We start from the raw sequence: 12,396 nt of genomic DNA on the forward strand, positions 1-12,396 counted from the left end.
GCACTCTTATTTTTGTGGATCATCGCGAAGTAACAATAATAACCTGTCAGCGAACATTTGCGGTTGTATTGAATGAATATTGTGACCCACTCCTGCAATTATGCTCACATGAGGCTGTGATATAAATGTTTGTTCTACGCTAGAGGTTGGTATGTTTGCTTGGGCACTTTGTTGCAGTTGTTCTAGCCAATTACTGGTTATTTGCAGAAATTTTTTATCCTGCTCGCCAGTAATAAAGTAGCTAGGACACTTGAGTTGTTGCAACACGTCTCGACAGTCTTGCTGCCAACCTAATGAGGTTGCTTGGTAGCATGCATGAAGATGATGTGGATTGTTCGATTGGCGCTTACTGATTAGCCATTGGCGCTGCTCTAAGGTTAAGCCTGAGAATACCGCTTGTTGATACCATAAACTCAGAAATTGTTTCAAAGGAAGGGCGATAAGCCTATCTGACCAGCGTTTATCGCTTAGTATTCTTTGTTGTTTATCTAGTTCATTTTGCAAACCGGGATGGGCAGACTCTAGCACTAAACTCAGTAATGCTTGTGGCCTCTGTTTGGCGATATGCAAAGCTATGCGCCCACCTAGCGAATAACCGACTAAGTGAAAATTTTGATAGCCTAATTGAGTTACCGCCTCGAAAATATGTTCAGCAGCCTCTAATAATCCTGGGGTCGGTAAACGATATTGATTGCCGCCATGGCCAGGTAAATCGATACAAATGCAATGGTAATACTGGCTCATCTTGGCCATCAAAGGTTGCCAGTCTTCTTTTGCTCCCATAAAGCCATGTAGAAACACCATGGCAGCTAATTTAGGGTTGCCGTATCGATTAATCCAAGTCATTAATGCTGTTTAACCCATTGGCTAATTTGAGCGATTTGATTACTCGCTTGATCATGGCTGACATTCACTTCAATTACGCTGGCGCAATTAAAGTCCATAGCTTCGGTATAGGCTTGGGTAAACGACTCTAAATCATCGGCTTGACGGTAAGCTAAGCCAAACATTGCTGCGCCATAACCAAACTCTAATCCATGTGATAAACGATAAAATTCATCTCTGAGTTGTTCGGTTGGAACAGGTAATAAATTAAAAATATTACCACCGTCATTATTTAATACCACTAACACATACGCTGAGGTGATTTGCTTCAATAACGCCAAAGAATTTAAATCATGTAAGCAAGAAATGTCGCCTATTATCATAACCATAGGGAGTTTGTGACCGATAGCAACCCCTGCGCTGGTGGCTATCAGCCCATCAATACCAGAGGCGCCGCGATTAGTGTATATCTTAGGCAAAGCTGGGCCTATTGGGGCATACATATCATATAAACGGATCGGTAGGCTATTGCCAATAAATAAAATATTATCGGCAGTTTGTTGTTGGGCAATCCAGCGAATAACTTGTGCCTCACCAAATTGAGTTTGGTCAATGTGTTGGATAAATAATTCAGCTAGGGCTTCATTATGGTTAATGAGTTCTAGCGCCCAGTTGGCACTTGATGATCGTGGCCAGGCTAATTTACAAAATGCACTGATACTGGTTTGCCAAATCTGTTTGCTTTGATGGCTAGGGTCTAAACGATTTGAGCGAGGTAAAACTTGCCAATAACTATGCCAAAGTTGATTTGCCAAGTAGCTGATTAAGCGCTTGGAAATAAAGCGTCCACCAAACACCAAGACACGATCAGCTTGTTCTAATAGCTTGCTGGTTCTAGGGCAAAGCAGCAGTTGATCGACATTACCAATAACCCCTGAATGCTGTCTTAGCTGAGATTGGGCATCGGTTACTATCGGCCAGGCCAGTTTTTGAGCTATTTCGACAATTTGTTGCGGATTATCTTCAGGTGACAAGGTGCCCACCACGATAACGCCCTTACCATGGGCAAAGCGTTTTAAGCCATCTTCGCTGGGCAGCTTTGCGCCCATTGTTGGATGATAATAACTATATGGATGTTGATGGCTTAACCACTGACAAAGAGGTTTTAGATATTGTTGAATAACAATCGGCGCATTTTTAGCTTGCTTGGTTAGGGGGCTAAGTTCATTAGGGTAAAACGGCTCACGGTACATACAATTAATGTGTACTGGTTGGCTAGTTTGGCTAATCGCTTGATTTATAGTGGTTAACAGTGCACTTGCTGGTAAAGCTAAATCTGGCGTAGGTAGATTCACCTGAACTGCATAATGGCCAAAAATACCCGGCTGAGTAATCGCTTGATTGGCGCCACAGTCAATTAATTCTGGCGGGCGATCGCCTGATAATATAATTAATGGTACATGGGTTAACCATGCTTCTATTATTGCAGGGTATAAATTGGCAACGGCTGTACCAGAGGTGGTAATGATCGCCACTGCAGCGCAGCTTGCTTTGGCTAACCCCAGTGCCATAAAGCCTAGTCCGCGTTCGTCAAAATGAATATGGCGACTAATGCTGGTTTGTGATGCTGCGGCTAATGTTAAAGGTGTAGAGCGTGAACCTGGCGCCATGCATACGTGCTTAACCCCTAAGCGGCTAAGTTCTTCAAAAATTAATTGGCCCCACAAAATATTTAAATCGGCACTGGCCTGAGATTGCATATTAACAAACACCTGCAAAAAAGAGTCTATTTTAAGTGTAACCGTTCGTCATAGGGATATCTAAGATTTAGTTTTCATTTTTAACATGGCATTGAAAAATATCAGTGAAAATATTTACTAAAACCCCACAAGTAAATTTTTTGTTGTGCTAATGTTAGATATATGATTTATATAAAGCCAGATACTTAAACAATGTCAAACTGTTAAACAAGAAAAATCAAACATCAACAGGATAGCTTGATGTTAGCGATAGACTGATTCTTAAATTGCTTAGGCGATTGATAATGCAATTGCTTATGCAATCGGAGTCACACTAGCTCTTGCTTATGACGGTTACAACTTGGTTATAACAGGATAAAAACACAATAATCTCGCCTACCATAGTGAGTCGGTTAATTGGCTAAATATTACTGACCAATTAAGTGAACTCATCCCTTATCAAAAGAGGATATAGGTGAATCATCAGGAGAACATATATGCAGACTGCGGCGCTATTAAAAAGAGTTGATGAACTTCCTCGTTTACCTAAAGCGATCAGTGAATTACTCGAAGCGGTTAATAATGAAAATAGTTCAGTAAAAAGTATTTCATCAAAAGTAGCTCAAGATACATTGATCAGCGCGCGGGTACTTCGTTTAGCTAATTCTGCCCATTTTGGCCGCAGTCGAGAAGTGGGTTCGATTGATGAAGCTGTGATCCGCCTCGGAATGCAAACTTTACGAACCTTAGTCATTGCCTCTGCAGTGGTTGGTGCAATTCCTAAGGTAGACGGTATTGATTTAGCTGACTTTTGGGGCCAGACCTTTGAGGTTGCACTTTACAGCCAAGAATTAGCCAAACGCTGTAATGTACCGGCAGATGAAGCATTTACCTGTGGTATTTTACATCGTATTGGTGAGTTATTGGTGGCAACCATTGAACCTAGCTTAGCGGCACAAGTGCGTGCGGCGGTTGAGCAAGGTGGTAATGCGCAAGAGCTTGAAACCACATTGTTAGGTTTTGACTCTCCTTCAGTTGGCGCTCTGTTGGCTAAAAACTGGAAATTCACCCCTAGTTTAGTGGCTGGAATCGAGTTTCAACGTAATCCTATCGCGGCAGAACCTGCGTCAAAACTAGCGATTTTAATGTATTTGTCTCAAAATATTTATATGCATTGGGATGATGAACGTGAGGAAGAAATCTTTACTGCCTGGCTTGCTGCCCTAGTGAATAAAGCCGGTATTATTAAAATGGATATGTCAGGTTTAGCTGAGAAATTAGAAGAGTTACGCGGTAAAGGCTTAGAGATTGGTAAGCAATTAGTGTAAATCGATTTGTAGAGTCAAATTTTTCATATATTTAGCATCAAATCTTGCCATAAGACAGTACCAGCAACTTTTACTCGGTTGCTGGTTTTTTTATTTATAAATTAGTGCCTACACCTTGCTTGATTGAACCCGATTATGAGAACGCTTATTTAGCTTAATCCGAATTGAGATTATTTATCCATTCACTCATTACCACGTGGGTTTTGATTTTAATAATGTCAGTTTGTGCATCAATAAATTCACGAATTTCATGTAAGCGCTTCATTGAGTCTGCATGTACATAGACTAATAAGTCCATGTCACCGGTAATGCCCTGGCAGGTAATGACCTCAGGGATACTGTGAAAAACGTGAACCACATCTGCGCACCGCGGGCATTTATGCTGGATTTCAAAGTAAGCTGATACCCCTTGTTTTTGCGATTCGCTTAAAAGCACCTGGTAGCCGCGGATCACGCCGGTGTTTTCCAGTTTTTTAATCCTTTCGGTCACAGCACTTCGAGATAAATTGACTCTATCTGCAATAGTCGAAATACTTTGACGCGCATCTTGGCGTAACTCATTTATAATGGCTTTATCAAATTTGTCCACAGCTGATCCGTCATTTTGTTGGTTTTTTTGCTTTTCACCGTCATTTTGTGGGTTTAATCGAGCAGTTTGCGTTATATCGCCGACAGAATGAAAACCGATGTGACACTATAATAACCTAAAATAAGCCCAGTAGAATAACAAATGAATCAAATCACAGGAACCATAGGACGTTGGCAAGGCGCAGGCTTAATGGCCACCACTTTGCTGGGTACAGGGGTGTTTATATTACCGCAAATGACGATAGCAGTGGCGGACTCAGGAGCTTTATTAGGCTGGTTAATTCTGACTTTAGCCATTATTCCGGTAGCGTTAGTCTTTGGATTATTGGCGAGCCGTTTCCCCCACGCAGCTGGGCCAGCTTATTTTGTTGAGAAAGCATTTGGCCGAACTGCAGGCAGAACCATTGGGCTTATTTTTCTACTCGTTATTCCTATTGGTGCGCCTGCGGCAATTTTAATGACCTTTCAATTTATGAACGCATTAGTGCCACTGCACAATGGCTGGCAATTAGTCGCCGAACTATTTGTTGTGTTGATGTTGTTAGGCCTAAACATTCGCGGTATTCAGGTGTCAGCCAAGTTGCAGTTTGGATTAACTTTGGCGATTGTGGCTGTAGTGGCAATATTATTTGGCGCAAGTGGTCTCAACTCAGAGCAACTTGAGTCTTTTAACCAAACTAGCCATCCACAGGTGAGTACAGTCATGTTGGCAATGGGCATAGGTTTTTGGAGCTTTTTAGGTATTGAAGCTATGACCCATCTTGCTAGCGACTTTCGTCGCCCAGATAAGGACATGTTACCTGCCATTTTAATGGGTACAGTGTTAGTGGGTGTTATTTACTTAGCCTGTACATTTTTATTGTTAATGGTGCCGTCGGATAAAAGTGGCGTAGCGATGATAAGCGCGTTTGACTACCTACTGAGTGACAGCTTTTTACACGGTTATGGTGCTCAAATAATCGGTGTTTTAGGTATAGCCAGTGGTTTGGCAACGGTAAATGTTTATGCTGGAAGCGCTGCAAGATTACTGTGGAGCTTTAGCAAAGAAGGTATTTTACCTAAATACTTTGTGGTGCTAAATCGCCATGGTGTTCCGTTTAGGGCCTTGTTTGCCATTCTGGGCACTATGGCATTAGTGATTGTGCTGACCTTTTATTCTAATCAGGATTTAGAAAAACTGATTGCCTGGAGCAATGGAGTATTTGTGATTATCTATTTATTGGCGATGCTCTCAGCGGTTAAACTATTGAGTAAGCGTTATCTGCCTTTAGTGGCTGCTAGCTGCCTATTTTGTGTCGGCATTGGAATCGCCCTTGCTGACAACATGCTGTATGCAGTTTTGTTGGTCGTTGTTATAGCCCCATTCATGTGGTGGCAAAAAACACACTTACAAAGCAAGTCCATACAGGCTCCGGCTCACTTGCCGGAATAAGCTGAGCTAGCTTTGGGATATAGCGATATTACGCATTTGGATCAGTTCGCTGTGCTTGAGATGAAGTAAATCAGCACAGCGGCGAATAATTTGGTCTTCATGTTGCGATAGTTCACCATCGGCATAAGCTAATTGCCACATTGCCAGCAGTAATTGCTGCTTTTCATCAAGGCTGAACGCTTGATTCACTTCAGCGGTAAATTCAAATAACGAGGTTGCGTTACCTCTGATTAAGCTCGCTTCTTCAATTAGCTCTTTTGTTTGCTCGGCAGTGATATTCAATGCGTTAGCAAGCATGCTAGGTAACAGTGCTGCTTCATTGTCATCCAAGGTTTCATCTGCATAGACCACTTCGAGTAACAGTGTGGCTGCCGCCAGGTGCAATTGACGGGTTTTATCTTCAGGGCTGTCTGCCTGGGAGCGAGCTTGAATAAATTGTTTGAGTTTGGCAATCATCGTTGTTCCTCTTTATTTGGCCTCTTTCTAACAAAGACGCATCTTAATCAACATACATCCTAGCAAAGACAACAATGCCGAGCACAGTGCTCGGCATTAATTTATGTTTATATTTGTAAATGAGCAGATCAATTAGCTGACAAGGTTTGGCTAATGTTTTATAGCAGCGACCCTAAACCTTTCATAAGCAAATCAACTGTGCCTTCACCTGATTGTTGCTGTAAATATTGCTTAGCAATGTCGACCATAGGCGCAATATATTCTTTTGAAATACCCAGTTTTTCAAAAGAGTCATAAACAACTGCAGCGCCCTGGAATGATGAACCTAGGTTACCTGCTTTTGACAATAAGCCTGACATACCTGAATCACCACCCATGGCCGGTACTGCACCTAATAATGAGTCTATGCCGGGAATGCTGTTACTTAAGGTGCTGAAATCGTTATTGCCTAGGTTTGACTGGGCTAAATTCAGTATCGAGCCTAAGCCGCCAGCAGCTTGTTGCTCAGTTAAGCCAAGTTGGGACATAACATTGCCCACTAAGGCGTTATCCGCTAACCCAGTTACTGCAGCAGCTTGGGTTGCTACGGGGACAACTTCTTTTTTGGTGACATTGTCTAACCAACCAGCATTTACTGGAGCAGAGAGTAATACGGCTGATAATACTGAACAGGCAATAATAGAACGGTTCATAAAGTTGATCCTTTGGTAAAAATAGTGCTGATATTGGCATTATGTTAACTTTTTTTGCCTCTATACGACATATGAAGATTTTGTTTTGTGCAAACTCGATCAATTTTGGGTATCCTTAGCGCCATAATCATCTTAAGCCGATTTTTGGGATCTCACTTATGTCACTTTCAGCGATTTTGACTGAAGCCTATAATTTTTTTCGTAATCATATTAGCCAACTTGCCGCAATAACCTTTCCGTTATTACTGATACAAGTGATGATCCAGCTTTGGCTGGGTAATGAGATGTTGATGCAAGCCCAGGCTGAAACGCCAGAGTTTGGTAGTATTCACGCCGCAGCCATGATGGTGTTGCTGTTACTGTTTTCTATATTGATAGCAGCAATTACGGTATACCTAGAGGTGCGCTCACGTGGCCACGATGTTTCAACCGCTATGGTATTTAAACAAAGCATTCAATTTGTGCCGCCTTTATTACTTGCGGGAGTGTTTTCTGGTTTAGCTATTTTAACACCCGTGATGCTATTTGCTGCCTTTGGTCCATTTGGCATAGTGGGCTTTGGGATTAGTTTTTATTTATTTTCGCGCTTAGCTTATGTGAACTTTATGGTTATTGTTGAGCGTTTAACGCCTTTGGAAGCCATTAAAGCTAGCTTTATATTTACCGGGCCGATTACGGTTAAAACCATTGCGATATTAATGTTGTATCTGCCACTCATATTAATCAGTGGTACGCTTTCACAAATGGCTGCACAAGTTGGTTTTCCACTGCAATTAATTACCGACACTGTGTTCGCTTTTTTTGGGTTATTTATTAACGTGGCATTGTTCCGTCTCTATATGGTTAATCGTAAAATTGATGCTCCTATAGATGACGCCTCAACAGATGATGATAACCACACAGAAGTGTAATTTATTAGACCTAATTTACTGAGTTGATAGGAGAGTCTATTGATAACTGATACTGAGTTAGTTAGCCAATTCTCCATTGAACTTGGTGAAGATTATGCCAGCGCAAAGAGTTATGTTCGTGACATTCCCACTCAAGCGCTGGTTTATATCCGCAGCTTTACTCACAAACTTGCCAGCCTAGTTGCTAAACAGCATCAGCTAGAGTTTATTGGGCCTAATCTATACGATCGCATTGAGCAATTAAACCAAGCTCGCCTTATTGACGTTACTGCTATTCGTACCATGCATAAATTGCGTGCTGACGGTAATCGTGGTGCTCATCCAGAAAAATATCATCTTACCCAACATCAGTTAGTGTCCTTGGCTGAAAAATCAATTAAGCACATTATTGACGTGATCAAGCAGCTTTATCCGTTAGTGCACCAAGCGTCAGCGCCTGCTTATCAATTTGTGCCTTTTGATTCATTGGCGGGCAGAGATGTATGCTATCGCGCCATGATGCACAATGACCATCATGCTCAGTATTTAGTGGCAATGTCGCTAAAAGCTCAAGCACTAATGGCTCAAGATCAAACTGGCACTCAAGCTGTTGCTCCCGATGAAACACATAATTCACAGTCTAATCAGGATGAGATGCAGCGACTTTTTGCTCAGGCGGCTTATTGGTTTGCCCAGGCAGCACCTTTTGAGCATGCGGCATTATATGAGCACGGTGTCAGCTTGCTACATGGTTATGCTGATTTTGACCCAGCAAAAAAAGTCCAGCACACAAAACAAGGCGAGTTACTTATTGCTCAAGCCGCTAGGCATGGCATTGCCGATGCTCAAGCATTACTGGGTTACTTCTATTTAGTGGGCAGTGAGGCTTTTGGTGCAGATGTTGAGCAGGCTAAATTATTGCTAACCCAAGCGGCTGAAGCTGATAATGTTGAAGCTATGTCTAATCTTGGGGTATTGTTTTATGAAGCTGGTGAATACCAAAAGGCATATGTTTGGATGAGCAAAGCGGCAGAGTCTGGCTATCCTCAGGCGCAGTATCATTTAGCGTTACTATTAACCGAAAAGTTGGCTTTAAATGTTGGCGATAATATCGATGTGCAGCTTGAGCAAAGTCAAATATGGATGCAAGAAGCGGCCAGCCAAGGCCAGTTAGATGCCATGTTACATTGCGCTACGACTATTCTTCACCATGAACACGCCACTAAAGCCGAACTAGAACAAGCCGAGCACTACTTACATGATGTGATTAAGTATGGCCATAATGTTACCGCAATGATTGAGCTCAGCGTTGCTTTGGCTGACGGTATGTTAGGTCGAGTCGATGTGGTGCAATCAGCTTACTTATTACAACAGGCAAAATTGCATGGCAATGATATTCAGCGGCAAGTAGTAGCGCCTTTGTGGCAGTCGCTATTAATGCAAATTGACAGTGTTATTGACAACCACTGCGTGACCGCGCTTCAGCCTAGTGAAGGTGAGTTGGCTGCCCTACAACAAGCAAAACATATGCTTAATCTAAGCTCGTGATAGCAAACACTTAACAAATAGCCCTTTTTCTTGCTAATAGCGTGACATTAACGTGCGATAGGCAGGCTGTTGACGTGTTAATGCGCCTTGTTTTCAAAACAAATGGCAAGTAGGTTAAACGTGTTTAATTTAGCTAATTGAATGCATCTCTACCCGAGTTGAGGTTAAATTAACGCTTTCAATGTATAACGTTTGGCGCATGTGCTTTGTAAAGAGGTATCACATAACACGAGAGCTCTTTATATTATCGACGTATTTTCAATGTTTAACGATGCCAATCGCTAATCCTGTTATATCAGTAACAGGATTAGATCAGTCTGATGATTCTTGCCCCTTAACTCTAACTAGTAATTCCAAGGCTTTGCTCAATATTATCGACACTATTATTCACTTGTGATGCAATGGTTTCACTTTGTTCAAATGCATGCTTGGCACGTTGCATTAAGTTTTCCATGGCAATAACAAACTCATCAAGATGATGCACCTGCTGTTTGGCAAACTCGCTGCCTTGGCTGGCACTGTTGAGCATAACATTGGCCTGTTGTTGAACTTGCTGGGCAACGGCAAGTAAGCTTTGTGCGCGGGTTTTCTGTTGCGCTGATGCTGTGCTTATATCACTGACACTGCTACTGAGTGCACTATTTGACTGGGTAAGTTGGGTGAGAATTGCCATTATTTCCTTTAGCGATACCTGAGTGCGTTGTGACAGGTTACGCACCTCATCAGCGACAACCGCAAATCCTCGTCCCTGCTCGCCAGCCCTTGCTGCCTCAATAGCTGCATTTAATGCCAATAAGTTGGTTTGTTCGGCAATGTTACCAATCACATCAACAATTTTAGCAGCATCACTCACAGAGGTACTGAGTTGTGATAATGAATGGTTACATTGAGTGACCGTGTGTAATGTATGGTTAGTGGCGGTCAGGACTTCTTGGGCTTCTAATTGACTGGCTTGCATGTCGTTCATGGTTTGCTGGGCATTGACCGTTAATGCGCTAGACGATTGGTTGACTTGATTGGCTAGTTCAATTAAATCCGCGGTTTGACCTTGTGCTTGTTGTACCACAGTTTGAGTTTGTTGGGTGCTGTTTGATAATGAGCCAATTCTTGCCACTAAATCACTTAATGATTGCGACACCTTAGCCATATTGTGTTTTTGTTTATTATCTTCTTGCTCAAAACGTTGTAATAGTTGGTTAAAGTGCGCGGCGATTTGCCCGGTTTCACACTGGCTATTCACCGCAAGCGGTTCCCTTTGATTCGATTCACTTAATAATGAGAAAGCACGGTTCAATTGTTTTAATGGCGCAACAACGCGGCGCTGCTGCAAGATGAAATAACCGATTGAAAAGAGTGCCAGCAAGGTTACCATGCTATAAAGCAGCCATTGTAAATTAACTTTTAATTGCTGGTCAGTTGCCTGCTGGGTGCTTGCTAATGCGACAAGCTGATACTCTACCTGGTTGGTAGCTTTGATTAATGCGCCTTGTACTCGCTGATTTTCTGTCAACATCTGCTCAGTATTCGCCACCTCCTTACCGTAGCGCTGTGTCAGACTGAGTAACTCTGCCCGTGGCGTTTCGCCTGTTTCAATTTGGGTAGGCTCATCATCACCTAAGGCAAATTCATCCGCTTCTTCGGTCTGGTAAATGCCCAACAAAGGCAGCTTATCTAATTTATCGTGCCACAGGTTTAGGGCATTGATAGAAAAATTTAGGTTGTTAGCCACGCCGCTATCTTTGTCGATTAATATCGCCTGGGTTTGCTGAGACAATGTATACACTAAGCTGGGTAACTCAACACTAAGCGCGAGATATTGCTGTGCGATATTGAGGTCGTGAATGTCTTGCGAAGCTGATTGGGCGTAGCGGCTTAAGTTACGACTGTAGTCGAGCATTTCTGATTCAGAGAATGCCAATAATTGTCTTGGGTTACCTGCTAGCTTACCCGCTGCGCGATACTTAGTGTCTAAATCACTAATTAATTGCGTCATCAATGTGGTTAAAGAAGCACTGTTTAGGTAAGGATGAACTTGGTGTAACTGAGTAATGTCTGCATTAATTTTAGTAATGTCATTACGCGCTTGTTCAAGGTAATTCGTTTGACCTGTTTGTAAGTATTTATCGATATTGCGACTGATGCCATATTGGAAACTATGCTGGATTTTTTGTAAGTCTTGATTCAGTTGTTCACTGACTAGTCGCTGTTGATTGCTCCATAAAACGGTTGTTGCTAGCAACGCTGCCAGCAGCAGTAATAGCGCTGATGCGCCTAAAGATAGAGTGGATATTTTCAAGGGGCTAATACTCACATAAATGGCATGAATAAAAGCAGCATATGGCATTAATATTACAGTTCTGTGTTCGCTGTAAATATAGTCTTGATTGCGGTGTAGCTTAATGATGTGTTAACTCCCCTATGTCACTAAAAGGGGGGGGGAGTGACATCGGGGGAGGATTATTACATCCTCATTTGATTCAATATTAGATTAGTCTGCTTGATGCTCAAACGTACGTCCACCTTGGTTTGGCTTGTTTTGATGTTTCCCCGCGGGCGAAAACATATCAGCATAAGGTGCAGTAGGTTCGCGTTGAATATCAGCATCGCTTCCGTATGTGTGACCTTGTTGGCGCTGAGATTGTTCAAAAGCACGCTTCATTTTTGGGATAATAACTTTACGACCTAGTAGCTGAAAAGTAATGAAGCTCAGCAATAAAAATAACAAAATAAATGGCAGCAATACCATGGCAATTAATGATAGACCAATAAAGGCCACTAATGCCAAAAGTGGGTTCATTGCGGTTAAGTTGTTTTTCAAATTAGTTGCGCGAAATGATTGATTAAATTGCATGATGGCTCCTGAATATGATTAGTCCATATAAATAATAATGAAGACTG

At 42.2% G+C, this 12,396-nt stretch carries 11 protein-coding genes; 4 read left to right on the forward strand and 7 right to left on the reverse strand.

From position 1 onward, the window contains the following. Window positions 1-6 precede the first annotated feature (6 nt). Both menH and menD read right to left on the reverse strand, forming a co-directional pair. Window positions 7-846: a 2-succinyl-6-hydroxy-2,4-cyclohexadiene-1-carboxylate synthase gene (gene menH / locus ACRWQL_RS11050; protein WP_434949973.1), complete on the reverse strand. Its 840-nt coding sequence runs from the start codon at window positions 844-846 to the stop codon at window positions 7-9. Then, window positions 846-2,585, reverse strand: coding sequence for a 2-succinyl-5-enolpyruvyl-6-hydroxy-3-cyclohexene-1-carboxylic-acid synthase (menD, locus tag ACRWQL_RS11055; RefSeq protein WP_434949975.1), 1,740 nt, complete (start codon window positions 2,583-2,585; stop codon window positions 846-848). Before menD ends, menH begins: the two co-directional genes overlap by 1 nt. A 476-nt stretch (window positions 2,586-3,061) precedes the next feature. Between menD and ACRWQL_RS11060 the strand changes: the two genes are divergently transcribed. After that, on the forward strand, window positions 3,062-3,892 hold the full coding sequence (locus ACRWQL_RS11060) for an HDOD domain-containing protein (RefSeq protein WP_434949977.1): 831 nt from the start codon (window positions 3,062-3,064) through the stop codon (window positions 3,890-3,892). 154 nt (window positions 3,893-4,046) lie between these two features. Here ACRWQL_RS11060 and ACRWQL_RS11065 read toward each other — a convergent pair whose 3' ends face one another. Further along, window positions 4,047-4,481, reverse strand: coding sequence for an Lrp/AsnC family transcriptional regulator (locus tag ACRWQL_RS11065; RefSeq protein ID WP_226412653.1), 435 nt, complete (start codon window positions 4,479-4,481; stop codon window positions 4,047-4,049). A 141-nt stretch (window positions 4,482-4,622) separates the two neighbouring features. On the opposite strand from ACRWQL_RS11065, the gene yjeH reads away from it, so the two are divergent. Next, entirely contained in the window at window positions 4,623-5,912 is a 1,290-nt protein-coding gene (gene yjeH, locus ACRWQL_RS11070) for an L-methionine/branched-chain amino acid transporter (protein ID WP_434949979.1), read from the forward strand. A gap of 6 nt (window positions 5,913-5,918) precedes the next feature. Here the strand turns inward: yjeH and ACRWQL_RS11075 are convergent, their stop codons facing one another. Continuing rightward, the gene (locus ACRWQL_RS11075) at window positions 5,919-6,368 is read right to left on the reverse strand and encodes a TerB family tellurite resistance protein (protein ID WP_434927482.1); all 450 of its coding nucleotides are present in this window, start codon (window positions 6,366-6,368) and stop codon (window positions 5,919-5,921) included. 158 nt (window positions 6,369-6,526) lie between these two features. Continuing rightward, window positions 6,527-7,060 (reverse strand): DUF2780 domain-containing protein, encoded by a 534-nt coding sequence (locus tag ACRWQL_RS11080; RefSeq protein ID WP_434927481.1) that lies wholly within the window; start codon window positions 7,058-7,060, stop codon window positions 6,527-6,529. Between the two features lie 158 nt (window positions 7,061-7,218). Between ACRWQL_RS11080 and ACRWQL_RS11085 the strand changes: the two genes are divergently transcribed. Together ACRWQL_RS11085 and ACRWQL_RS11090 are read left to right on the forward strand one after the other, a co-directional pair. Next, on the forward strand, window positions 7,219-7,971 hold the full coding sequence (locus tag ACRWQL_RS11085) for a hypothetical protein (protein WP_434927480.1): 753 nt from the start codon (window positions 7,219-7,221) through the stop codon (window positions 7,969-7,971). A 39-nt stretch (window positions 7,972-8,010) separates the two neighbouring features. After that, complete coding sequence (locus ACRWQL_RS11090; protein ID WP_434949981.1) at window positions 8,011-9,498, forward strand: DUF4145 domain-containing protein; 1,488 nt, start codon at window positions 8,011-8,013, stop codon at window positions 9,496-9,498. Between the two features lie 340 nt (window positions 9,499-9,838). Here the strand turns inward: ACRWQL_RS11090 and ACRWQL_RS11095 are convergent, their stop codons facing one another. Next, window positions 9,839-11,794, reverse strand: coding sequence for a methyl-accepting chemotaxis protein (locus tag ACRWQL_RS11095; RefSeq protein WP_434953366.1), 1,956 nt, complete (start codon window positions 11,792-11,794; stop codon window positions 9,839-9,841). Between the two features lie 192 nt (window positions 11,795-11,986). After that, window positions 11,987-12,349 carry a hypothetical protein gene (locus ACRWQL_RS11100; RefSeq protein ID WP_434927478.1) on the reverse strand — a complete coding sequence of 121 codons (363 nt, stop codon included), beginning with the start codon at window positions 12,347-12,349 and terminating at the stop codon, window positions 11,987-11,989. Window positions 12,350-12,396: the final 47 nt, after the last annotated feature.

This window comes from Shewanella sp. HL-SH4 (assembly GCF_051164845.1).
Classification (GTDB): Bacteria; Pseudomonadota; Gammaproteobacteria; order Enterobacterales; family Shewanellaceae; genus Shewanella; species Shewanella glacialimarina.

What these genes read in the sequence shown, in the direction of transcription:
- menH (WP_434949973.1), bottom strand. Translation starts at nt 846, where the DNA reads ATGACTTGGATTAATCGATACGGCAACCCTAAATTAGCTGCCATGGTG.
- menD (WP_434949975.1), bottom strand. Translation starts at nt 2,585, where the DNA reads ATGCAATCTCAGGCCAGTGCCGATTTAAATATTTTGTGGGGCCAATTA.
- ACRWQL_RS11060 (WP_434949977.1), top strand. Translation starts at nt 3,062, where the DNA reads ATGCAGACTGCGGCGCTATTAAAAAGAGTTGATGAACTTCCTCGTTTA.
- yjeH (WP_434949979.1), top strand. Translation starts at nt 4,623, where the DNA reads ATGAATCAAATCACAGGAACCATAGGACGTTGGCAAGGCGCAGGCTTA.
- ACRWQL_RS11075 (WP_434927482.1), bottom strand. Translation starts at nt 6,368, where the DNA reads ATGATTGCCAAACTCAAACAATTTATTCAAGCTCGCTCCCAGGCAGAC.
- ACRWQL_RS11080 (WP_434927481.1), bottom strand. Translation starts at nt 7,060, where the DNA reads ATGAACCGTTCTATTATTGCCTGTTCAGTATTATCAGCCGTATTACTC.
- ACRWQL_RS11085 (WP_434927480.1), top strand. Translation starts at nt 7,219, where the DNA reads ATGTCACTTTCAGCGATTTTGACTGAAGCCTATAATTTTTTTCGTAAT.
- ACRWQL_RS11100 (WP_434927478.1), bottom strand. Translation starts at nt 12,349, where the DNA reads ATGCAATTTAATCAATCATTTCGCGCAACTAATTTGAAAAACAACTTA.